A 23,860-nucleotide genomic window follows, 5' to 3' on the forward strand; every position below is an offset into this window, starting at 1 on the left:
CTCAAGATTGTTCAAATTGACTAGGATTTAGATACCCCTGCGTCAGAGACAAGCCATTGGGCAGCCCCAGGAGTTCACCACCTGGGCTTCCATAAGCTAAACAACTAGGGCTAATAAACCCAGTGGTTGCTAGATAGGGCGGGAGAGCGATCGGATTGCAGAGTCACATAGTTTTGACATCCTCCCCGGACTGAAGGCGCGGGGATTCCCAATCTGCCCGCACTAGGCGGACTCGTCACATCGTTGTCATCATGTTAAATTCCGTCCTTTCACTGAGACAAAAGTGTGTCATTGTTGAGTATCCTCAAGACTTAGTTGATGGATTACCGTGGCTATGTACCTGTCAGATGATGGCAAGTTAACACCTGAAATCCTACAAATTGGAAGCATTTTCGGCAAACTGCCACCGGAGGCAAAGGATTGGTTTGAAAGCCTGCCGTGGCATCAGCGCCGCTACGTTTTGCTGCTCTGCCATCTCATGCGGGTATCGTCGCCCGATGTGCAAGCCGAATTTTTAGACGAATATACCGCCGATGGGCTGGTGTCTCGCAAGTTGGACGATCGCGACACCCAGAACCGCGTCACCCAATACCTCCGGGACTTTCATATCCATACAGAATTGGATGAAGCTCTCCTGCGCAGCTACATTCGTCAGTTCTACATCCACTCTGCCCAAGACACGCGCCGCCAGCCAGATATGTATCTAGAATCGGCCCTGAAGCTTGTGCTCAGTGCCGAAGAGCGCAACAACGTCTTCAACTACATTTTGGGATTTGAACTGCTCAAAATGATGTTCTGCATGAGCTGGCTGGAGCACGAACGCCTCTACCGCCTACAGCGCAACCAAGAGGAGTTTATTACCCTCTATATCAAACCGATTCAACATGCTCATCGGGTGAATGGCATTGTGGTGCCTCGCGACGAAGGCATTTTCTTCGCCCGCCGCAACTACTTTGTACAAAAGCCAGAGCTATCCGACAAGAAACTGATCGAGCTGGTCATCGCCACCTTTACCACCGACACAGTGACGAACTTTGGATTTTCAATTATCCGTCACATCAACTCGCTGCACTTTGACTACGACTTCATCTTCCGTCCTGAAACGGAGCCGATCTTCCAATAGCTCTACGCCATGGATTAAGGCATAGCAGGAGGGCCAAACAGTTCGTACAGCGACAGCAAAATTTCCACCACGATCAAAATGACGATGTACCATTCCACCCGATGACTGGTGTTGTACTGCAGCAGTTCAAGGGCCGTTTCGGCGGTGCGGGAAATCAGATCTAGCTTACGTTCTAAGGCTTGGTTGCGCTCCCGGATCTCATATTCATCTTCTAGGCGCAGGTAAATACGTTCCAGCTCGGGGGCATCCCAGAGCAGTTCGGGCTTGTCAATAATCTCCACCCGTCCCACAATCCGATTTTGAATGGATAGGGTGCGCCCAATTTGCCGCAGCAGCTCCTTGCCCATACTGGCGTTTTTAGCAGTGAGCTGTAGGCTATTGGCAAAGGGTTCAATCTGATCAAAAATTCTGGCGGTGCCGTCTTCGTAGTGCTCCAGCACCACACTTTTGGCCAGAACATCGGCGACGAGCTGCAGTTGCTCTACGCTAAAACTCGATAGCCAGATGACATCATTCTCAACCCGTCCTACACCGGTCGTATCAAGGCGTAGGTTAACGTCCTCCGTAGCCGGATTGGGCAGAGGTTTGACCACCAAGGTATCCAGTTGCTGGAGAAAGGTTACTTGCTCTAGGGGATCGAGCCCAAACAGCACCGCTGCTCCATATCGAAACAGGACAGCACAGCCGTTATCCCCCGCCGACACAACGAGAGGATCGATGGCCAGGGGATCGGTCTTTTCCAGGAGTTTTAGGTCTAGGCTTTCGCCCAAAAACAAGGCCCGGACAGACACCAGGTCTTTATCACTAAACAGAAGCTTTTCCATAGGGATAGGCAGAGGGCTCTCGGCTAGGGCGATCGCTATTCGTCCGCCATGATCTGAGGAACTTTGAAGAAGTCATCATCGCGATCGGGGGCGCAGTTGAGAATAGCTGAGCGATCGGTACAGGTCTGCAGGTGATCCAGACGGGTGACGTTGCTCACCTCGATCGCCCGAGTGGTTGGCTCAACATCCTGGGTATCCAGCTCGCTCAACTGTTCTACGTAGTCCAGGATATTGCTGAGCTGGGTGGTGAGGGCGGCTTCCTCGTCGGGCAATAGCTCTAGGCGAGCTAGGTGCGCCACTTTGCGTACTTCGTCTTGGGTAATGTTAGACATGACAGGGAAAGCTTGGGCAGCCTTAAAAGTAAACGTCAATTTTGGCGCGGCCTGTGGTTTTCAGCCAGTTTTGCGCTTCGATGTAGTTATTGGGCGCTAGGCGAATGGCCCGCTGCCAGAATTCTGCCGCTTGTTCATACCATTGCTCGGCATCGTCTTTGCGGCCGGCTAGCTCGGCCTGTTCTCCCAGGTAGTGATAAATCACGGCAATGTTGTTGAGCGCCTGGGTCATGCGGGGGTTACATTCTAGGGCTTCGGTGTAGCGATCGAGGGCGCGATCATGTTCACCATTGCTGGCGTGGATCAGCCCCATGTTGTACAGCACAAAGCTGCGATCGAAGGGATCCTGCTCTAGGCGCAAGGCCTCTTCATAGTTGGACATGGCTTCAGCATATTCCCCATCCCCTTGGGCCGACATACCGTCTCGATAGTAGGCAAAGGCTTCTTTAGACCGTTGGTTGGTCGGCAGCATTTTCAAAATCATGTCTGCCATGACCGTAAAGGTCTGGTCAATAAAGTTATCGTTGCGTTGTGTTCTGGGCATAGGTGTCTCAAGTGAGCGACTTGAATGGGGCAAGGGGACGCCGATTATAACCGTCTTCTTGACGGGACAACCATGAGGCGATCGCCCCTCGGACGACAGACTGGGGCAGGGAACGTAGACCATGGGGCTACCGGTGCCTGCTATCGCTTGATTTTAACAGATCCCCTTGCCGGGGGCTGTCTCAGATTAGGGCTACATCCAGATTGGGGCCATATAACGATCTGGATCTGATGGACTGGGAGAGCGATCGCCCTTCGTCTACCTTCCATCTCTCCATCCCGTCGCCCTGACCTGCAGCACCATTGTTCACCTGAGAGGGCGTCATGAATTGGCATGACAAGACACCACGACTATAAAAAGACAATGCCATACTGAAAACCTGTCCCTTCTCCCCCTCAGTTGTGCCCATGCTGGATACCCTCGACCTCTCAGTTTCCCTCGACAAAGATACCTACCGCAGCCAAATGCAGGCGTTGATGATCCAACTGCGATCGCTGCAAAATGCCTGCTGGGAACAAGGTCTCACTGTGGTGCTGGTCTTAGAAGGCTGGGCAGCCGCAGGGAAGGGCAATCTGGTCAAAAAGCTAGCCAACTGCATGGATCCCCGAGGTTTTGCGGTCTATCCCATCCTCGAACCCTCTGATCTGGAAAAACAGTACCCATTTCTTTGGCGATTTTGGCAAAAGCTGCCTCCGACCGGCAATATCGGCGTGTTTTATCATAGTTGGTATACCCATGTGCTGGAAGACCGGCTGTTTGAGCGGGTGGAGGGGGATCAGGTGCTCAGCCGCATGCGGCAAATTAATGCCTTCGAGCGTCAGCTTACCGATGACGGGGTGGCGATCGCTAAATTTTGGGTTCACCTCAGCAAGCCGGAGCTGAAGTCTCGCCTGAAAAAATATGCCAAGGATCCCCTGGATGCTTGGCGGGTGCGGCCAGAAGACTGGAAGCAGCAAAAAAAATATCACGAGTACACGGCCCTAGCTGAAGACATGTTCATCCACACCAGCACCGGCCCAGCCCCTTGGACTTTAGTGGAAGGCGACTGTCAGCGCTGGGCTAGGGTTAAGGTGCTCAGCCATGTGGCAGCTCTGATGACCGAAATGCTCGATCGCCGCCAAGTTGCTCCGCCACCCATCCAGCTTCCGCCCCAGTCGCATCTCGACCCGACGGAACCCAATGTCTTAGCCCGCGTCGATCTCAGCCGCAGTCTGTCCGAAGACGAATACAAACATCAGCTCAAAACCGAACAAATTCGGTTGCGCAAGCTGCAGTTGAAAATCCATAAACATCAAATCCCCGTGCTGGCGATTTTTGAAGGCTGGGATGCGTCGGGCAAAGGTGGAGCCATCAAACGCTTGACCGACACCCTCGATCCCCGTAGCTATAGCGTTCAACCCTTCGCCGCCCCCACCGACGAGGAAAAAGCCCGACAATATCTCTGGCGCTTTTGGCGAAAACTGCCCACCGCAGGCACCATCGGCATTTTTGACCGCAGTTGGTATGGACGGGTGTTGGTGGAACGGGTGGAAGGATTTGCCACCGATGCAGAATGGCGGCGGGCCTACAAGGAAATCAATGAATTTGAATCCCAATTGGTGATCGCGGGCTATGTCTTGCTGAAGTTTTGGCTGCACATCAGCCCCGAGGAGCAGCTCCAGCGCTTTCAAGACCGCGAAAAGGATCCCTTTAAGCAGCACAAACTCACCGAAGAAGATTGGCGCAATCGCGATCGCTGGCCCCTCTACGAAGTAGCGGTCAATCAAGCCCTGCAGCGCACCCATACGCCCATGGCACCCTGGCACAGCATCGCCGCCAATGATAAATACTACGCCCGCGTTACCATTCTCCAGACCTTCTCCAACGCCGTTGAACAAGCCTTAGACAGCCTCTAAGACAAGCGATACTAGGCTGTTCAGCCTTTCTCACCCAAGGCCTTGGGCTGATTTTGTAGCCTTGCACACTGCTCAATCCCGGAACTTGCTAGAGACTTTAACAACTTGTACGCTTTTGTAAAGCGATCGCAAACTTTGAACTAAAATCGTGACAATTCGTCATCAAGATAGTTATAGTTGCGAACATGTCCATGATCTAGAACATAGGTACTCAAATCCTAGCCTAGGTCAGACCGTTTAAAGTGTGAGGATAATACGTATGAGCGTTGTCGTCTCTACTGTCCAGCCTATGGTCATCCAGCCCCCCGACGTTCTCGATGTTTCCACTGCTCCCGTGTTTCAAGCTGACCTGATGGCAGCGATCGCGGCATCATCGGCAGACATTTGGATCGATATGGCTGAGGTCACCTCCCTCGATAGCGCTGGTCTCATGGCGCTGGTGACAGGGTTGACCCGGGCCCAGTCCTTAAACCGTGAGTTCTATCTCTGCAATGTCTCGTCATCCGTACGCATTGTGTTTGAACTCACCCAGCTCGATCGCATTTTTGTGTTCAACAACGAAGAGCTACCTGCTAAACCCTTAGCCGCCTAAGCCGAGGTGTGCTGTTTCCCGAGGTGCCGGCAGCGATCGCCCCTAGAACCGAGGTTTCCCCATCCAAGCAATTCGGTATAGTGAGGAGGTAACAGTCGGTTACAGATGTTAGCTCTTGTCTGGTAGTAGAAATCGTGGCGATCGCAGTTGAATCCCTCATCACCCCCAATATTGCCCGTCCAGCTCGTTATCTTGGCAACGAACTCGGCGCGGTGCATAAACCTTGGCAGTCTGCCCATATTCGCTGGGTGCTGACCTACCCCGAGGTGTATGAGGTGGGTGCATCTAACCTCGGGCACATTATTCTTTACAGCATTATCAACGCCCAACCTCGGCAGTTGTGCGATCGCGCCTACCTACCCGCCCCAGACCTAGCCGCCGCTCTGCGCGATAGCCAGACACCGCTGTTTGGGGTTGAGTCAAAGCGATCGCTCCCTGAGTTTGACATCCTTGGCTTCAGCCTCAGCTATGAGCTAGGAGCCACCAATATTCTAGAAATGCTGGACTTGGCTGGCATTCCTCTCACCTGGCAAGCACGACAGGCTGACGGTGATTGGAACGTTGAGCAGGGCAGCTATCCCCTCATTTTTGCAGGAGGGCAAACCGCTACCTCCAATCCCGAGCCCTACGCCGACTTTTTTGACTTTATTGCCCTCGGTGACGGGGAAGAGCTCCTGCCAGAAATTGGTCTGATTTTAGACGAAGGTAAAGCCGCTGGGCTCAGCCGGACGGAGCTGCTGCTCGATCTGGCTCAGGTGCCAGGGGTTTATGTACCGCAGTTCTACGACATGGCCGACGACGGCTCGGTGCATCCCAATCGCCCCGACGTGCCGCCGCGGATCCTGCGCCGGGTTGCCACCCCCATTCCCGCCTACTCCATCGGGCTGGTGCCCTACGTGGAAACGGTTCACGATCGCCTCACCATTGAAATTCGCCGGGGCTGCACGCGCGGCTGTCGTTTTTGCCAGCCCGGCATGTTAACCCGTCCCGCCCGAGATGTAGCGCCAGAGCAAGTTGTAGACGCCATCGAAACGGGCATGAGAGCCACGGGATACAATGAATTCTCCCTGCTCTCCCTGAGCTGCTCCGACTACCTAGCGCTGCCGGCCCTGGGCGTTGAGCTGAAAAATCGCCTCAAGGACGACAATATTTCTCTATCCCTGCCCAGCCAGCGGGTCGATCGCTTTGATGAAAATATTGGCAATATCATCGGCGGCACCCGGCAAAGCGGGCTCACCTTTGCTCCAGAGGCCGGCACCCAACGGATGCGCGACATCGTCAACAAAGGGCTGACCAATGAAGAACTGCTGCGCGGCGTGAAATCCGCCTATGAGCAGGGTTGGAGCAAGGTGAAACTCTATTTCATGATCGGTCTGCCAGGGGAAACCGACGCCGATGTCCTCGGTATTGCCGAAACCATTCGCTGGCTAAAGCGCGAATGCCAAAACAAACACCGGAAGCCGCTCAACTTCAACGTCACCATTTCCAACTTCACCCCCAAACCCCACACGCCCTTCCAGTGGCACTCGGTTTCCACGACCGAGTTCAGCCGCAAGCGATCGCTCCTTCATGACGAATTTCGCACCATTCGCGGCCTCAAGGTCAATTTCACCGATGTGCGTATTTCCGCCATGGAAGACTTTGTCGGCCGGGGCGATCGCCGTCTAGGTGCCGTCGTCCGCCGCGCCTGGGAACTGGGAGCCGGTATGGATGCTTGGTGGGAAAGCCTCGATCGCGCCTTCGAAGCCTGGACAACAGCCATCGACGAAGCCGGACTCAGTTGGAAATATCGCCAAGTTGAACAGGGCGAATGGAATATTTTCGCCGATGAACAGCATCCCAGCGAGCAGGGCTCAACCAACCTAGAAGCCCCTCTGCCCTGGGATCACATCGATACCGGCATTGATAAACAATGGCTGATCGACGACCTGCAACGCGCCCTTGAAGCAGCAACCGTTCCCGATTGTTCATTTGACGGATGTTCCCATTGTGGGGTATGTGGCACCGACTTCGGGCATAATGTAGTAGTTCCCCCACCACCCATTCCAGACTTTGCGGGACATTTTGTCCCCAATACAGCCCGCCAGCAACGGATTCGGCTATGGTTTGGGAAACAGGGAACCATGGCACTGCTCAGTCACTTAGACTTGGTGCGACTCTTTGATCGAGCACTGCGACGGGCGGCGCTGCCTATTTCATTTACCGGTGGGTATCACCCAGGGCCCAGGATTTCACCTGCCAATGCCCTCCCCCTCGGAGCCACAAGCTCTAGTGAGATTGTGGACTTTGAGCTTACCCAGCCCATGCCCGCGGAAGACTTCCAAGCAGCCTTGGCAGCTCAGCTTCCCGCCGACTTACCGATCTACCGAGCCGAAGCAGTCCCCTTAGCGGCTGGTGCAGCCACTCAACTCCTTGAGCAAGCGGAGTATTATGTCTGGGTGAGCGCAGATACAACGGCAGGTCAAGACCCTGACTGGAGTTCCTGGATCAGCGCGGTTTGCTCTGCGTCTGAGCTGACCATGAACCATACCACCAAGTCAGGTAAAACCAAGCTCGTTAATCTACGCGATCGCCTCCACGAGTTGGAGTGGGTATCTCCCCAGTCTGAATCCGTGCCGAATGCGATACCCCAACGGCTCACTGATTCCTCCCTAGCCATTTTGCGCTACCGAGGCAGTTGCCGAAATGATGGCACCCTTCTCCGCCCGGAGCATTTGGTGGTGATGCTCGAACAGGTTGCATCCTGCCCGGTGCATCTTCACCACGCTCACCGCAACCAATTGATCCTGTCAGACGCGTCATCGTCTAACACCAGATCCAACCCTCCCAGCGAGATCTAGCTCGAAGCCGGACTCGACGGGTAAAAGACCATTGACTACTAAGCACAGCCGCGCTGTCTGACGCGATGGTTGAGCCACGGGGTCACCCACCTGATTGTGAAATTTTCAGCCAAAATTAACCTTTTTTGATAGCGCTGTTCGATTGCCACGCTATAATGCTTGACATATGAGAAGCGGTTGCGAATTGACTATCCTGCGGTTCTTCGACGATTCGATTAACGGTAGAGCCAATTAGGTTCGCTTCTGCCAAGCTTTTTGCGAACGTTAGATTAAGACTGGGTGTCTGATATTTAAGGGCGATCGTCGCTGAGTAACCCATATTCTTGATTCATGTTTTGGTGTGTGCAGCAACCCGGTTGGGTCGTTGCCATTGAAGGAGCCTATCGGCAGGACGCAGGTCGTATCACCCGTGCATTCCTCCGGATAGTTGTTCGATTGAGGAGCAGCTTCGTCGCCTCCCGTCACCACTGCGGTCAAGATTTTTGGTTGAGTCAATTTCTACTTCAGCAGAGTGAGTGGCCAAGCGCTAATGACGTGAGCGCCCCCTGTGCTAGAGATTTTTGAGGAACTTGAATGCCAAAGCAGATTATTATTGCGGAGCAGCATCGAACGGCTGCGGTCTTCTCGGAAGACCAGATTCAGGAGTTAATTGTTGCCACAGGAAGCCATCAGGTTAGTGATATTTTCCTAGGCATTGTAGAAAACGTTCTCCCCGGTATTGACGCTGCCTTTGTCAACATCGGCGATTCGGAACGCAACGGATTTATTCATGTCAGTGATTTAGGGCCCTTGAAGCTGAAACGCTCCATGGGGCCGATTACCGATCTGCTTGTACCACAGCAGAAAGTGCTGGTGCAGGTGATGAAAGAGCCCACGGGCAACAAGGGGCCGCGGCTCACCGGTAACATCAGCCTACCGGGGCGCTACTTGGTGCTCATGCCCTTTGGGCGTGGGGTCAACCTTTCCCGCCGCATTCGCAACGAAAATGAGCGCAATCGCCTGCGGGCCCTGGCGATTTTGGTCAAGCCTGCGGGCATGGGGCTGCTGGTGCGCACGGAAGCGGAAGGCATGGATGAGGATGCCATCATTGAAGACCTAGAACTGCTGCAGCGCCAGTGGGAGAACATTCAGCAAGAGGCCATGTCTACCCGCGCCCCCAGCTTGCTCAACCGGGATGATGATTTCATCCAGCGGGTTTTGCGAGATGTGCATAGCGCTGATGTGAACCGGATTGTGGTGGATTCCCACACGGGGCTGAAGCGGGTCAAGCAGCATTTGACCAACTGGAGCGGCGGTAAAACTCTGCAAGGGGTGATGATCGATCACCACCGCGATCGCACCTCCATTTTGGAATATTTCCGAGTCAATGCGGCCATCCGAGAAGCTCTAAAACCTCGGGTTGACCTGCCGTCTGGGGGATATATCATCATCGAGCCCACCGAAGCCTTAACGGTTGTTGACGTTAACTCGGGCTCCTTCACGCGATCGTCTAGCGCCCGGGAAACGGTTCTGTGGACGAACTACGAGGCTGCGGCGGAAATTGCTCGGCAGCTACGCCTGCGCAACATCGCTGGCGTGATCATTGTAGATTTCATCGACATGGATTCTCGTCGCGATCAGCTTCAGGTACTAGAGCATTTCAACAAGGCGCTGAGAGCGGATAAAGCTCGCCCGCAAATTGCTCAGTTAACCGAGCTAGGGCTGGTGGAACTCACCCGTAAGCGCCAAGGGCAAAATATCTACGAGCTGTTTGGGCGTACCTGTTCTACCTGTGGTGGCCTAGGTCATCTGGTGCAGTTGCCGGGGGATACGGAACCCCTGACCCGCACGATCGTGGAAGTTGGGGTTGGGCGAGACTATGCAGCCCCCGCTCCCGATCCATCTTCTCCGCCTCAACTGCGAGAGGGCAGCGATCGCACCGACGACGATGATGATTTTGATGCAGATGGTCAAGATCTCGACTTGGTGAACCATCCCAGCTACCGCGAACGCAACAACGCCAATAACCGCCGTCGCCGTCGCCGCCGAGTAGTTGATACCCCCAGCAAAGGCAATACCAGGGCAGTCACCCTAACCCCGCGGGATACAGACACCGCTCCAGAGGTGACGCCGCTACCTGCCAAGCGAGAGATCAAGGTTGACCGCAGCGATCGCCCAGAACGAAACGATCGCCCAGACCGCAGCGAGCGTACGCCAGAGCCTCGTACAGAGCAGGCCGACCGCAGCGAGCGATCGGAGCAGCGCAATGAGCGGGTCGAACGTTCAGAGCGCAGCGAGCGCGCCACGGAATCCCGCACTGACCGCAGTCGATCGGGGCGGCGAGACAAAACGCCACCGCCCTCCCCCAAGGTCGTCTCCGTGGAAATGACCCTGGAAGAGCAGGATATCTACGCCTTAATGGGCATCTCGCCACTGGTGTTGAGCACTGACACGGTCAAGGATCCTAAGAACACCATCATTAGCATCGCCCTACCCGGCCAAGAAAACCGCCTGGGCAGCGTTGATGAGCCGATTGCGGTGGAAGAGCCTGGTGAGGCAATCGAAGCAGCGAGCGAAGCAGCGTCAGATGGCGTAGATGACGAGGTTATGGATACACCAGAACCCGTCAGTAAACCTTCTGCGATCGCAGATACGCTGATACTCCGCAACACGCCGGAACCTGAGCCGGAGGCAGAAAACGACGGTGACGCCAACGATGGCGACGACTCATCGGAAGCATCCGATAGCGCCTCCAGCAATCGTCGTAGACGGCGGCGGCGCTCATCTGCCAGCAGTTCGCGGCGGTCTTAGATCCAGACTCATCAGGCTATATCTACACCATCTGCTCTGTGTGAATCCCCCCTAGTTCGCTAGGGGGGCGTGAGTCACAATGGAGACAGTGGATTAGGCTGACCAAAACCGGCGGCCCGCTAGTCCTCAACGATGTTCGACGGATCATGCCATTTATGCCTAAGACGACGTCTAACCGTTCATCGGCTTGGCAGAAACTCCGCCATGGAGACCTCACCTGTGAACAGGCGCTACAGCTCTTGGTCGATGACCAGGGCATGGTGAACCTCAGCCTGCTCGACACAGAAGTTAGCTATCGTTTTTTGCGGGAATTTCCTAACCCCAGCGCCCTACCGCCGGTGATGCCGCTACTGCTATGGCGCAATTGCTACTACCTAGGCAGCCCCATTGATCTGCCGCCCGAAACGATTCAACAGTTAAGCGATCGCACCTTTACCAACGTCAAGATCATTGCGATCGCCGATCGCAGCTATCGTGCCTGGTACCACAGCCAAAACTTTGATCAATCGGTGATTAGTTCCGATCCGCTGATCAATCCCCTGACGGGCGAAGTGGAAACCGAGAACATTGGCGAAGTCACGGAGCTGTATTTATCCAAAGCCGCCGATCAAATCAGCCGCATTAAAACCATCATTTCTGGGGCCCTGCGCAATCGGGCTAGCGACATTCACCTAGAGCCCGTGGCGGAAGGGCTGCGGGTGCGCTACCGCATTGACGGCATCCTGCGGGATATTACCACCTTGCCCCCAGACATCAGCCGACGGGCGATTGTGGCCCTCAAGGTCATGTCAGATATGGACATTGCTGAAAGCCGCCGCCCCCAAGATGCTCGCATCGGTGAGCGCTATGCCGCCGGCAGTGACCTCAACCTCGGTCTAGATATGCGGGTCAGCACCCTGCCCTGCGTGGGCGGAGAAAAGGCCGTGATCCGACTATTGCCCAATGAAAATCCCTTCACCTGCATTGAAGAACTGGGCTTCACGCCCCAAACCCTCACCACCTACCAAAACTGGCTACAGCAACCCCAGGGCATGGTGATTTTCACTGGCCCCACCGGCTCTGGCAAAACCAGCACCCTCTACACCAGCCTGCAAACCGTCGCCACCGAGCATGTCAACGTGGTGACCGTGGAAGATCCGGTGGAATATGTACTGCACCGGATTACCCAAACCCAGGTGCATGAAGCAGCCGGCATGACCTTTGCGGCGGGTCTTCGAGCCATTTTGCGTCAGGATCCAGACATCATCATGGTGGGCGAAATTCGTGACCATGAAACGGCCGAAACGGCGGTACGCGCAGCTCTGACGGGACACCTAGTCTTTACCACCCTCCATACCAACGACGCTGCCAGCGCCATCCCTCGCCTGAAAGATATTGGCCCCGACCCCGGATTGATTAGCGATGCTCTCCTAGGCATTGTGGCCCAGCGCTTGGTGCGGCGGGTTTGCCCCCATTGTTCTGCCCCGCACACGCCCTCCGATGAGGAGTTGGCCATGCTGGGTCTGACGCGATCGCAGATTAATCCTAAAACCTGGCGCAAAGGTCGCGGCTGTGCTCGATGTTTCCAGTCGGGCTATGCCGGGCGGGAAGCCATTATTGAACTGATTGACATGGACGATACCCTGCGGCAGATCATTTATGAAGGCACGATGACCGAGCTGAATCGCTACCTGCAAGAAACTCGATTTTGCTCGTTCTACGATGCCGCGATCGCTAAGATTACTGCCGGGGCAACCACCGTGGAAGAAGTCATGCGGGTTCTGCCTCGCAGTGCGCTGCAGCGCTATCGCCCTAAACCCCTAGCAGGCGGTGCCCGACGCCATAGTCAACGCCAAGAGCAACCCTCCGTTCCTTAGTACCGCCAGACAGAAGAACGAAGATAGAAGAACGACAAGGCATTCCAGAACACGCAAGGTTTCTCGCTTCAGCACCTAGGCGGGTTACTGACGCCTCAGAGGACTAGGCCCAGAGAGTTCTGAACGGCAAAGCAGGCGGCACGTCCTGTGTCACAATAAGTAACGGTAGGCGATGAGGCGATCGCTCCTTTGATGTGGAGTTGATGGGTTAAGGAATCGTGCAGATGGCCCGTTCTTGGGTCTCAGAACCGCACTGATTCTGCCAGCCCTTGCTGATCTGCCGCCACCTTAAATTCTGGGTGTCCACTCGGTGGTCGATACCTATAGATGTAAACCTTTTTGACGGTTAATAAAGTCCTGTGTCTTCAACTGTTTCTGCACCTCCCGTTTCTACACCACCTCGTCGCGCTGTCTTTCCATTCACGGCCATCGTGGGTCAGGAAGAGATGAAGTTGGCGCTGTTGCTCAACGTCATCGATCCCAAAGTTGGCGGTGTGATGATCATGGGCGATCGCGGCACTGGAAAGTCCACCACGATCCGCGCCCTAGCTGACGTACTCCCCGAGATTGAAGTAGTAGCTGACGATCCCTTCAACAGCGACCCCTACGACGCCAGCCTCATGAGCGATGAGGTGCAAGACCGGTTCAATCGGCAGGAAGCCTTGCCTGCAGCTCGCAAAAAAGTGCCTATGGTAGACCTACCGCTGGGCGCAACTGAAGACCGAGTCTGCGGCACCATTGATATTGAAAAAGCGCTGGCGGAGGGTGTCAAAGCCTTTGAACCAGGACTGCTGGCCAAGGCCAACCGGGGCATCCTCTACGTGGATGAAGTCAACCTGCTCGATGACCACTTGGTAGACGTGCTGCTCGACTCCGCCGCCTCGGGCTGGAATACAGTGGAGCGGGAAGGCATTTCCATTCGCCACCCGGCCAAGTTTGTCCTAGTGGGCTCCGGCAACCCCGAAGAAGGGGAACTGCGCCCCCAATTGCTCGATCGCTTCGGCATGCACGCCGAAATTCGCACGGTCAAAGATCCGGCGCTGCGGGTGCAGATTGTGGAACAGCGATCGGAATTTGACCAAGACCCCCAGGCCTTCCTCACCGACTATGCTGACGCTCAAACCGAACTCCAGCAAAAGCTCATCCAGGCCCAGCAGTTGCTCAAATCCGTCACCATCGACCACGACTTACGGGTGAATATTTCCCAAGCCTGCGCAGAGCTAGATGTGGACGGTCTCCGGGGCGATATTGTCACCAACCGCGCCGCCAAGGCGATCGCTGCCCTGGAAGGTCGGACGGAAGTGACCGTTAACGATATTCAACGGGTGATTGTTCTCTGCCTGCGCCACCGTCTGCGGAAAGATCCGCTAGAATCCATCGACTCGGGCTACAAGGTCAACAAAGTCTTTAGCCGCATCTTTGGCCTACCGGATCCCGATGAAGCCGCTCACCTGAATGGAGCTGTACGCTAAGCCTCATGACGCGGCGCATTCTAGGACTTGATCCTGGGTTAGCCATTTTGGGGTTTGGGGCCATTGCCTGTGACGCCAGCCAAGACAGAGATGCCGCTTCTAGTATCTCTGTCTTGGATTTTGGCGTGATCCAAACACCGGCCAAAACCGCAGTGGGCGATCGCCTTTGTACCATCTATGACGACCTGCACCACCTGCTCAACCAATGGCAGCCCGATTTAGTAGCCATTGAAAAACTCTTTTTCTATCGCATGGGCAACACCATTTTGGTGGCCCAAGCCCGAGGGGTGATCATGCTCGTGCTGGCCCAGCATCAGGTGCCCTTCATAGAATTTACCCCCGCTCAAGTCAAGCAGGCGCTCACCGGCTACGGCAATGCCGACAAGCATGAGGTACAGGAAGCCGTCGCCCGAGAGCTAGACCTCGACACCATTCCCCGTCCCGATGATGCCGCTGATGCTTTGGGATTGGCGATCGCCGCTTGGTTTCAACGGGAGGACTAACCACCAGCCTTGAGCTTCACATTCAACTGCCCCGGCTTCCGGCGGGCCAGGCGCACCGTGTAGGGTAAAACGCCCACCAAGAGCGCGAACGCATCATCGGGCACTTCGGCTACGGTTTCAGGGCCAAAGTAGGTTTCAAACTGGTTGAGAATCATCTGGGCGCGCTGCAGCGGTACCGGACAGTCGGTGAACTGCTGGGTGAGGCGAATCCACTGCCGCCGAATCTTAAACGCCCGCTGCCGCGCTTCGTGATCCGGTGGGGTCAGGATAGAAAGGGTGCCCACGGGAATCAGCCGCGTGCAGTCCATATCAAACAGACCGCCGACCGCAGCCCCCGGGCCAGCAAACTCAGCATAATACTCTTTGCACAGAATGAGACCGCCACGGCGGCGATCGTTGACCATCATCAACGTGCCGTTGTGCAGCCAGTCTAAGGAATGGCTGGAGGTCTCACCGGTTGTCGGGTCACGAGTAGCTGGTTTCACGGCACGTTACAAAGGAGTCCAAAACGGACAAAACAGCATAGGTCTGACTCCCGGTCTGTTGCAGACTATCAGCCCACTCATCGCCCATCTCTGATATCGGGAATATCGGAAGCTCCAGGATCGTTAGCAGGATTGTTAGGCTGAATGCCCTGATCCGCCGGGAAAAGATTGGGAACAACCGGTTGCGGGTCTTCAGAGAAGTGGCGTGGGGCAATCTAGATAGCTACAGACGATCGGGGTTCAGAGCGATCGCCCCCATCTTAAGATATCTACGGGTACCCAAGGCGAGCTCAGCTAACTTTCTAGGCAACCCTGGATCTTTTCCCAGCATCCCATATTTTCCAACGTGACGGAGGGGTTCATCCCACAGGATCAATGCAAACAGTCACCATTCTCGGTTGTGGATACGTCGGGCAAGCGATCGCTCCCGTCTTCACCCAGGGGGGCTACCGAGTTACAGCCACCACCACTCGTGCAGAGCGGGTTCCAGAGCTAGAGGCGATCGCCCACCAGGTTCACGTCGTGCGGGGCCATGAGCGGGAACGCCTTGCTCAGATCCTAACCGATCAACAAACCCTGGTGCTCACCCTGGGAGCAGCGCGCGCCGATGCCTATGCCGACACCTATTTGGGTACCGCCCAAGTGCTCGCCGATCTGCTGCCCAGCTTGCCCCAGCTCACCCAGGTGATCTACACCGGCAGCTACGCGGTCTATGGCGATCGCCAGGGAGCTTGGGTAGACGAAGCCACGGCGATCGCCCCCAGCACCGACAACGGCAAGATTCTGGCCGACACCGAACAGATTCTCCTCTCCATCGCCACAGACCAGCGCCGAGTCTGCATCTTTCGCCTAGGCGGCATCTACGGCCCCGGTCGATCCCTGGTGAGAATTTTTCAGCGGGCAGCAGGCACCACCCGACCCGGCACAGGCGAGGACGCCAGCAACTGGATTCACCTAGACGACATTGTGGGAGCGATCGCCTTGGCCCAGGAGCAGGGTTTCCAAGGCATCTACAATCTTGTGCAGGATTCGCCCACCACCGTCAAGCAGTTGATTGACCTCGTCTGTCAGCGTCACCAACTGCCCCCCGTCACCTGGGATGCCAGTCAAGCCAGCACCCGTCCCTACAATGCTCGGGTGTCTAATCAAAAACTGAAGGATGCTGGCTACAGCTTTCAGCACGCCACATTGGAGGCAGGGCTGGTCTTGTAGGTATCTAGACCGGCGTTTGGGTAATGGGAGCGCAGCCACTGGATCAAAGCAGCCCGGTAGCGATCGCCCCCCACCTCCGCCACATTGTTGTGGTCAGCTCCAGGAATCCAGACCAGCTCCGCCGGAGCTGCCGTCGCGTCATGCAGGACGGCGCTGAGCTCGGAAGGCACCACTGGATCCGCCGTCCCGTGGATATAGATCACCGGAGACTGCAGCGATCGCACCTTGGTGAGGGAATCAAAGCGTTGGGTCAAAATCCAATCGATGGGAAACAGGCGATCGTAGACCGTGGCGCGGGTGACCATCTCCCGCATGGAGGTAAAGGAACTTTCGATCACCAAACCACCAGCATCGGGATGGCGCGTGGCCAGTTCAATGGCGATCGCACCGCCCAGGGAATGACCATAGAGCACCATCTGCTCCGGTGCAATCTGGCGCTGGTCGGTGAGGTAATGCCAGGCGCGATCGGCATCGTCATACACCCGTTGCTCACTGGGAAACCCACCAGAACTTTCACCATAGCCTCGGTAGTCGATCATGAAGACCGAAAGACCCAGGGCATGGAACCGCCCCGCCGCATCCACATTAGCTCCCATATTGATGCCATTGCCATGGAGGTAGAGCACCGTGGGAGCTTGGGGGCGATCGCTCGGTATCCACCAGCCCTGCACCCATTCCCGACCCTGATCATAGGGCAACTGGATTACGTCGTAGGCCAGGCCTAGGTCAGCCGGCGTACGGGTCACCGTTGGCGATGGATGAAAGATCAGTCGGCGCTGGTAGGCAAACAGCAGCAGCATCAAGGCTCCATATAGCCCAGCTACCCCAACAGCACCACCACCCACTACCGGCAGCAGGCTCAGGAGATCAACCATGGCAATCGACCCGATAAACATCTGGATACAGGATACCCGCGATCGCCCCTAAGCAACCGTATCCAAAGATGGACGACGTTTGTGCCAATCCGTGGCCTGCTCATAGGCATAGGCAACCTGCAGCAGCGATGCTTCTTGCAGAACATTGCCAATCAACTGCAGACCAATGGGCATCCCTTGGGCATCCCAACCGCAGGGTAGGCTTAGGGCCGGTAGCCCCGCCAGGTTCACCGGAATGGTCATCAAGTCCGACAGATACATGCTGATGGGATCATCTACCTTTTCCCCAGCCTTGAAGGCGGTTGTCGGTGCCGTGGGGCAGACCAACACGTCCACCTGGTCAAACGCCCGCTCAAAGTCTTGCTTAATTAAGGTGCGCACCTTCTGAGCCTTGAGGTAGTAGGCGTCGTAATAGCCAGCAGACAGGGCATAGGTGCCGATCATGATCCGGCGCTTCACCTCGGGGCCAAAGCCCTCTGCCCGCGTTTTGGCATACATCGAGATCAGGTTATCGCCTTCATCACTCCGAAACCCATACTTCACCCCGTCGTAGCGAGCCAGGTTGGCCGACGCTTCCGACGGCGCAATGATGTAGTAGGTCGGCAGCCCATAGCGGAACTTAGGACAGGAAATTTCAACGACCTCCGCCCCCATGGCCTGCAGTTGCTGCACCGCCGCCTGCACCGCCTCAGCCACCACTGGATCGAGCCCTTCACCAAAGGTTTCTTGGATAATGCCAACCCTGGTACCGGGCTTCAGCTCTGGGGTTAAACCCGCCGTATAGCTAGGAACGTCTACCTTCAGACTGGTCGCATCTTGGGGATCATAGCCAGCGATCGCTTCCAGCAAAATCGCCGCATCTTCCACCGTGCGCCCGAAGGGGCCAATCTGATCCAACGAAGATGCATAGGCCACCAGCCCATAGCGAGACACCCGCCCATAGGTAGGCTTCATGCCCACCACACCGCAGAAGGACGCAGGCTGACGAATAGAGCCCCCCGTATCCGACCCAAGGGACACCACACATTCACCCGCCGCCACCGCCGCCGCCGAACCGCCGGAGGAACCGCCAGGCACCCGTTCCAGATCCCAAGGATTGGCCGTTAGTTGATAGGCCGAGTTTTCCGTCGAGCTACCCATGGCAAACTCATCCATGTTGGTTTTACCCATCATGATGGCTCCGGCATCCGTCAGCTTTTGGGTCACCGTAGACTCGTAGGGCGGCACAAACTGCTGCAAAATCCGCGATCCGCAGGTGGTGGGAATTCCCTGGGTGCAAAGATTATCTTTGATGCCCATAGGAATACCCGCCAAGAGCCCTAGGGTTTCCCCAGCAGCCAGTTGGCGATCGACCTGCTTGGCGCGTTCTAGGGCTAGCTCAGCCGTGATGTGCAAAAAGCTATGAAGCTGGGGCTCTAAAGCTGTGATCCGATCCAGGGCATCCTGGGTAATCTCAACAGCCGATCGCTCCTTACGGATGAGTTGATGGTGCAACTCGCGGATGAATGACATGAACTAACCTCACGAAGCGGATAATGGAATACTTTAACGCTACCCTCAATGAAGCTGGTGCAGGCAAATGATGCGCAAGCCAACCTAGAGGGCGATCGCCCCAGGTCAGGACAATCCTAGCGATACCGACAGGGGACATCACAGGCTCTAGTTCAGCCATGATGAATGAACTAGCAGACCGTTCCCTAGCTTATCAATCCCAGGTGTACTCTGTCTGAATATTCCCCTAACTGGATGAGAGATAAGACCAAAACTGGGGACGCAGGGTCTGTCGTTTGGTGTTGGTAGCACAGTGGACATTGCCGTGGTTGGCCTGGTAGGGAGTGTCATCTACAAACTCAACCCGAATTCTAGCCTGGGCTAAGCGCTGGCGAATCACCCGTTGAATGTAGTCTTCGCCATTCACCAGCGGCGCGTGGGGATCGCCTAGGATCAGCGTACCGTTGATAAAGACCGAGTTCACCGAATTCGACCAGAGCGTAGAAGCATTGCGCAGCCCCGTAAACACCACCGGCAAGCGAATAATCCGATCCTCATCAATCTTCAGGTCTTGCTTCACCATACGGATGATGCGATCGAGCACAGAGCGCTGCATCCGTGAGCTGATCGAACGATAGGTTTCTAGGGCTTCATTAACGGTGATCGGCGGTTCCCCAATCCATTCCTCCCCTGCTCCCTGGGATCGCAAGTCCTGCAATAGTTTAATCCCGTCTTCCATGTCGTGAACCAGCACATAGGGCTGCCCCTCGGGAGCCGGAACGAAGCTAATCAGTTCATCTACATGCTTAATCAGCAGCCAAGAGGTATCCAGCCATAGGGGCGTTTGCACCCCCTGCCGCCGCAGGAAATCTACGACCATCGGGTGCATCTCAACCCCGGTTTTGGTGTTGCGACCATAGTACGATCGCCCTAGGGGAAACCCCTCAATCGGCGGCGTCACCTCCAGATTGCCAAACCAGTCGGCCAGCTCATCCGCCACATTTAGATTGCGCGGCTCACCCACGGTGATATAACCAACATCGGGGCCCAGCAAGGTTTTGGGATATTGTTCATCGTCTCGATTGGCGCGTAGTACCACATGCATCCCTGGATGCCCTGGTATTTCCTGGTAGCCAATTTCCATCATGTCCTGGGTCCACATGTCCTGCCAGTTGTCGCTTTCATACTCATGCAGGGTCACGCCCAATCGCGGCAGAATGCGCTCTAGCTGCGATCGCATTCGGTCGTTCTCGTAGTAGCCTACGCCGATATAAAGATCCGTGGTGCGGGCAGAATTGGGCAGCATCAGCCAGGGAGCCACCCGCAAGGCGATCGCATCGGTGGCGATCGCTCGGCGTTTTTCATCCTGCAGACGCACGGTTAGACGCGTTAGCCCAGACCAATTAGTTTCAGCAAATTGCTTCGCCTCAATCCCCAGCGTTAGCACAATGGGATCATTCATCTGGGAGCTTCTAGGCGGAACCGTTAAGGGCACTGGACGACTGAGATCAAGGAACTGCCATTGATCGTCCACGCGCTGGAATAGGTTGACGGCCAGACGCGACTCCAGATTCACGTCAACCCACAACTCTGAGGAGGAGGATAGTTGCCCAGGCGTGAGGGTAATGGTGGCGATCGCTAAATCCTGTTCATCCGCCGGGCCATTCACCACCGTATCCGCTGCATCAGCGATGCCGTTGCCGTCATCATCATCCACATTGGCCAAGATCAACATCCCAGACTCCCAAGTCCACAGATGGCGATCGCGCCTATCATCCCTAGACAGTCTGCCATCCCGATTGGTATCGCCCGCCACCACTAAGGGAGTATCTGGGCGCGCAAGACGAGCACTCAATGGACTCCAAACACAGGTATGCAGCAACACGAGCAGTAGTGCCAACATACCGCCCAGACAAGCCATGCGTATCCAGGGTCTTCGCCTTCGTCGTCGTCGCCGCATCTCAATCCTTATATCCAGACGTTAGCATCGCCAAGCCAGCTCTTCATACTAGCCTGCCGTACTGACCGCAATCCATGGCAGGCTAAGCTAAACGGCGCTTCTCAGTATGAACATCTTGCCCGAGCTTGTCGATAACAGTGTCAATAGCTTTACTGGAAAAGCTTATTCTTTCAGTCAGAACTTAGCAGATCGGACAAGCTGCTAGTTGACATCCTTCTCGCTGCAAGCAGACGAGAATTCCTAAGACTCACGACTTAGGATAAACGGAGATTTGGAGCATTGCCACTACATCTAGTGATCCCTAAGGGATAATGGCATAGATAACACCCTATCGTCCTCTCCTGATTGGCCTATCTCAAAACCCTTCATCCATGCGCCCATCCCAGCCCACAGAACGATGCCCATAGCCCTTAATGTGCATATTGCAGGTCAAGGATTTCCGATCCTATGTCTCCACGGCCACCCTGGCTCTAGCCGCTGCATGGAGGTGTTTACGCAACCCCTATCGCAGCAATTTCAGATGATTGCACCCGATCTGCGAGGCTATGGAGGCAGTCCAGCTCACCATGCCTTTACCATGCAGGATCATCTAGCCGACCTGCATCAGTTACTCGATCAGCTTAATATCGATCGCTATATCGCTTTGGGCTGGTCGCTGGGGGGCATTTTAGCGATGGAACTAGCGCTGTCTCACGGCGATCGCCTGGCTGGACTGATCTTGGTGGCCACAGCGGCCCATCCTCGCAGCAATCATCCGCCGGTGAGATGGATGGAGGTGGCGAATACGGGAATTGCCTCAATCGTGAATCGCCTTGTTCCTGGCTGGCAGTGGAACATTGACACCTTTGGACGGCGATCGCTCTACCAATATCTCATTCAGCGGCATACGCCCAGCACCTACCAATACCTTGCCGATGCCGCCCTCAGTGCGTATCTACAAACCTCACGCCACGCGACCGCAGCTCTCAACCAAGCGATTCGCTCGGGCTACAATCGCACAGCAGATCTATCCTCTATTGCATGCCCCGCCTTAGTTCTAGCCGGAGAATGCGATCGCCACATCATGGCTAGCGCCAGCGCTGAAACAGCCCAACAGCTGCAGCAAGGGCAATTTCAGCAATACCCCAATACGGCGCACCTTTTTCCTTGGGAAGTTCCGCAGGACATGATCACAGATATCCAAGCCTGGCTAGCCGATCTCCAGATCCACCCTGCAGACCCGCCTGGCTAGCCCAGCGCCGACAACCCCTTGTGAGGGAAACATCGAGGGTCTAAGTCAAGGGATCTCCTGTGAACACGCACCAACGATCCTCCAAGCATCATCAATCTGGGAGCGATCGCTAGCGCCACTATGTTCCTATCCAAGCAGGATCCAATCCGGCAAGCACTAGCTGCTAAAGATAGGCAAGCCTCCAACCTGCAAGGCAGCATCATCTTCCTCTGCGCCCTCATAGAGAGTGAGATCTTTGGGATCTGGCTTACAACGCTTAATCGTCACTCGAATATTGGTTGCACCTTCTTGCCGCAAATCTGCAACATAGCCAGCCTTGGCTGACTCGGCTTCACTCGAACTTGCAAACGGGCCGAAATAGTAGGTGCAGCGCGGGTTATCGGTAATAACCTCAGCCCACCAGGCCTGCCCCAGAAATTCCAGCATACTTAACCAAATATCACTCATAAGCCCTACAGCGCCCCGTTAAGCATTCTTGCGTAAGTTTGAGTCAAAAAGTTTATTCACCTTAAAGAAGGTTCAAGCTTCGTTATACTCCGTTGCTCTTTTTTTGTAAAGCATTCATATGCACCGTATTGTTCCATCGCTGCCGATAGATTTCATACAGCGCCATCCCTGCCGCAACCGACGCATTCAAGCTGGGAGTGCGCCCCTGCAGCGGCACAGACACAAGTGCATCACAATGGCGTTGGGTTAACACGCTTAATCCTTCCCCTTCTCCGCCAATCACCAGTACCGTTGCACTATCAAAGGTCACGGTGTGAATGGGTTTATCTGCGGCATTGGCGGCAGTTCCATAGATCCAAAACCCTGCCTGTTTCAATTCTTCCAAGGCTTGGCTAAGATTGACAACCCTTGCAACTGGAAGAGTTTCTAAAGCTCCAGCCGCTACCTTCATGACGGTGGACGTGATCCCCACCGATCGCCTCTGGGGGATCACGATCCCCTGGGCACCGAGAGCCTCCGCAGTTCGAGCGATCGCCCCTAAATTGTGGGGATCAGTCACTCCGTCAATGGCAATCAGGACAGGCTTTTCAGCCTTAGACTTAGCCGTCGTAATTAGCTCTGCTAAGTCTAAATACTGGTAGGGTGTGACCTGGGCCGCGACCCCTTGATGATTGGCATGGCGAGTTAGGTGACTAATGCGCTGAGGGGTGACTTCATCAATGACGGTTCCCTGACGTTTAGCCTCTTGGAGCAGGGTATAAAAGCGGGGATCGTAACGTAACTTAGCAGTAATCCAGATGCGGTTGAGGCTGCGCTCGCTTTCTAGGGCCGAAACAACACTGTGCCGTCCATAGATCAGGTCAGATTGCGCATCATCGTCGGATAAGATATCACTGGGATCAGCCTCAGGCGGTAAGGATTCTACCGGACGGCGAGACGACGTGGCTTCAGATCGGAAACGGGGGGGGCGATCGCGCCCTGACTTCTTCAGCCGAGGCCGAGGCGCATCATCGGCGACCGGTGCTTCTTGGTCAACCCGACGCTTGTAGGGCTTAGCGTCTGAAGCAGGGTCAACCCGGCGCTTGTAGGAAGGGTTAGCATCAGATTCAATCCGACGCTTGTAGGGCTTAGCATCAGATTCAGCCCGACGCTTGTAAGGCTTGGCATCGGAGGTAGGATCAACCCGACGTTTACGCTGAATGGGCTGATCCGTTGAGGAGGATGGCGCACCCGGACGAGCTTTGCCCTTATAAGGACGACCAGAGGATGGACGACTAGCCCGATCATAGGGGCGATCGCTAGATGATCTTGAACGATTAGGTTTAGGAGCCATAGAACGCTTTCTCGCAAATATGGTGGGTGTAGAGAATGAGGTGGAGGGAATTCAA

Annotated in this window: 19 protein-coding genes; 10 read left to right on the plus strand and 9 right to left on the minus strand. The window is 55.4% G+C overall.

What is annotated here, in order from left to right:
- Positions 1-334 precede the first annotated feature (334 nt).
- On the plus strand, positions 335-1,123 hold the full coding sequence (locus JUJ53_RS16325) for a cobyrinic acid a,c-diamide synthase (protein ID WP_239125125.1): 789 nt from the start codon (positions 335-337) through the stop codon (positions 1,121-1,123).
- Positions 1,124-1,137: 14 nt separating this feature from the next.
- Here the strand turns inward: JUJ53_RS16325 and JUJ53_RS16330 are convergent, their stop codons facing one another.
- From JUJ53_RS16330 to JUJ53_RS16340, 3 genes are read right to left on the minus strand one after another with little or no spacing between them, the layout of a single operon-like run.
- A complete protein-coding gene (locus JUJ53_RS16330) occupies positions 1,138-1,947 on the minus strand; it encodes an RMD1 family protein (RefSeq protein WP_204153099.1) in 810 nt (269 codons plus the stop codon).
- 35 nt (positions 1,948-1,982) lie between these two features.
- Entirely contained in the window at positions 1,983-2,279 is a 297-nt protein-coding gene (gene gatC / locus JUJ53_RS16335; protein WP_204153100.1) for an Asp-tRNA(Asn)/Glu-tRNA(Gln) amidotransferase subunit GatC, read from the minus strand.
- Positions 2,280-2,301: 22 nt separating this feature from the next.
- Positions 2,302-2,823 (minus strand): photosystem I assembly protein Ycf3, encoded by a 522-nt coding sequence (locus JUJ53_RS16340; protein ID WP_204153101.1) that lies wholly within the window; start codon positions 2,821-2,823, stop codon positions 2,302-2,304.
- Between the two features lie 407 nt (positions 2,824-3,230).
- On the opposite strand from JUJ53_RS16340, the gene pap reads away from it, so the two are divergent.
- The 7 genes from pap (at position 3,231) to ruvC (ending at position 14,771) form a co-directional block, all read left to right on the plus strand.
- The gene (pap, locus tag JUJ53_RS16345) at positions 3,231-4,718 is read left to right on the plus strand and encodes a polyphosphate:AMP phosphotransferase (RefSeq protein ID WP_204153102.1); all 1,488 of its coding nucleotides are present in this window, start codon (positions 3,231-3,233) and stop codon (positions 4,716-4,718) included.
- Positions 4,719-4,977: 259 nt separating this feature from the next.
- Entirely contained in the window at positions 4,978-5,310 is a 333-nt protein-coding gene (locus JUJ53_RS16350; RefSeq protein WP_204153103.1) for an STAS domain-containing protein, read from the plus strand.
- A 134-nt stretch (positions 5,311-5,444) separates the two neighbouring features.
- Positions 5,445-8,150 (plus strand): TIGR03960 family B12-binding radical SAM protein, encoded by a 2,706-nt coding sequence (locus JUJ53_RS16355; protein ID WP_204153104.1) that lies wholly within the window; start codon positions 5,445-5,447, stop codon positions 8,148-8,150.
- Between the two features lie 573 nt (positions 8,151-8,723).
- Positions 8,724-10,940, plus strand: coding sequence for an Rne/Rng family ribonuclease (locus JUJ53_RS16360; protein WP_204153105.1), 2,217 nt, complete (start codon positions 8,724-8,726; stop codon positions 10,938-10,940).
- A gap of 155 nt (positions 10,941-11,095) precedes the next feature.
- The gene (locus JUJ53_RS16365; RefSeq protein WP_204153106.1) at positions 11,096-12,796 is read left to right on the plus strand and encodes a GspE/PulE family protein; all 1,701 of its coding nucleotides are present in this window, start codon (positions 11,096-11,098) and stop codon (positions 12,794-12,796) included.
- A 359-nt stretch (positions 12,797-13,155) separates the two neighbouring features.
- On the plus strand, positions 13,156-14,268 hold the full coding sequence (gene bchI, locus JUJ53_RS16370; protein ID WP_204153107.1) for a magnesium chelatase ATPase subunit I: 1,113 nt from the start codon (positions 13,156-13,158) through the stop codon (positions 14,266-14,268).
- A gap of 5 nt (positions 14,269-14,273) precedes the next feature.
- A complete protein-coding gene (gene ruvC / locus JUJ53_RS16375) occupies positions 14,274-14,771 on the plus strand; it encodes a crossover junction endodeoxyribonuclease RuvC (protein WP_204153108.1) in 498 nt (165 codons plus the stop codon).
- On the opposite strand, the gene JUJ53_RS16380 is transcribed toward ruvC, so the two are convergent.
- Positions 14,768-15,256, minus strand: coding sequence for a hypothetical protein (locus JUJ53_RS16380; RefSeq protein WP_343327970.1), 489 nt, complete (start codon positions 15,254-15,256; stop codon positions 14,768-14,770). The genes ruvC and JUJ53_RS16380 overlap by 4 nt on opposite strands.
- Before the next feature lie 375 nt (positions 15,257-15,631).
- Between JUJ53_RS16380 and JUJ53_RS16385 the strand changes: the two genes are divergently transcribed.
- Positions 15,632-16,468: an SDR family NAD(P)-dependent oxidoreductase gene (locus JUJ53_RS16385; protein WP_204153109.1), complete on the plus strand. Its 837-nt coding sequence runs from the start codon at positions 15,632-15,634 to the stop codon at positions 16,466-16,468.
- Here JUJ53_RS16385 and JUJ53_RS16390 read toward each other — a convergent pair.
- From JUJ53_RS16390 to JUJ53_RS16400, 3 genes are all read right to left on the minus strand, one after another.
- A complete protein-coding gene (locus JUJ53_RS16390; protein ID WP_204153110.1) occupies positions 16,432-17,343 on the minus strand; it encodes an alpha/beta fold hydrolase in 912 nt (303 codons plus the stop codon). The two genes, JUJ53_RS16385 and JUJ53_RS16390, sit on opposite strands and share 37 nt — an antisense overlap.
- Positions 17,344-17,391: 48 nt before the next feature.
- Positions 17,392-18,855, minus strand: coding sequence for an Asp-tRNA(Asn)/Glu-tRNA(Gln) amidotransferase subunit GatA (gene gatA / locus JUJ53_RS16395; RefSeq protein WP_204153111.1), 1,464 nt, complete (start codon positions 18,853-18,855; stop codon positions 17,392-17,394).
- Positions 18,856-19,081: 226 nt separating this feature from the next.
- Positions 19,082-20,755 carry a protein-arginine deiminase family protein gene (locus JUJ53_RS16400; protein WP_204153112.1) on the minus strand — a complete coding sequence of 558 codons (1,674 nt, stop codon included), beginning with the start codon at positions 20,753-20,755 and terminating at the stop codon, positions 19,082-19,084.
- A gap of 436 nt (positions 20,756-21,191) precedes the next feature.
- Between JUJ53_RS16400 and JUJ53_RS16405 the strand changes: the two genes are divergently transcribed.
- Entirely contained in the window at positions 21,192-22,025 is an 834-nt protein-coding gene (locus tag JUJ53_RS16405) for an alpha/beta hydrolase (protein ID WP_204153113.1), read from the plus strand.
- Positions 22,026-22,181: 156 nt separating this feature from the next.
- Here the strand turns inward: JUJ53_RS16405 and JUJ53_RS16410 are convergent, their stop codons facing one another.
- Both JUJ53_RS16410 and rlmB read right to left on the minus strand, forming a co-directional pair.
- The gene (locus JUJ53_RS16410; RefSeq protein WP_204153114.1) at positions 22,182-22,472 is read right to left on the minus strand and encodes a DUF1816 domain-containing protein; all 291 of its coding nucleotides are present in this window, start codon (positions 22,470-22,472) and stop codon (positions 22,182-22,184) included.
- An 82-nt stretch (positions 22,473-22,554) separates the two neighbouring features.
- Complete coding sequence (gene rlmB / locus JUJ53_RS16415) at positions 22,555-23,805, minus strand: 23S rRNA (guanosine(2251)-2'-O)-methyltransferase RlmB (protein ID WP_204153115.1); 1,251 nt, start codon at positions 23,803-23,805, stop codon at positions 22,555-22,557.
- Positions 23,806-23,860 lie beyond the last annotated feature (55 nt).

The organism is Leptolyngbya sp. CCY15150 (assembly GCF_016888135.1).
Lineage (GTDB): Bacteria > Cyanobacteriota > Cyanobacteriia > RECH01 > RECH01 > RECH01.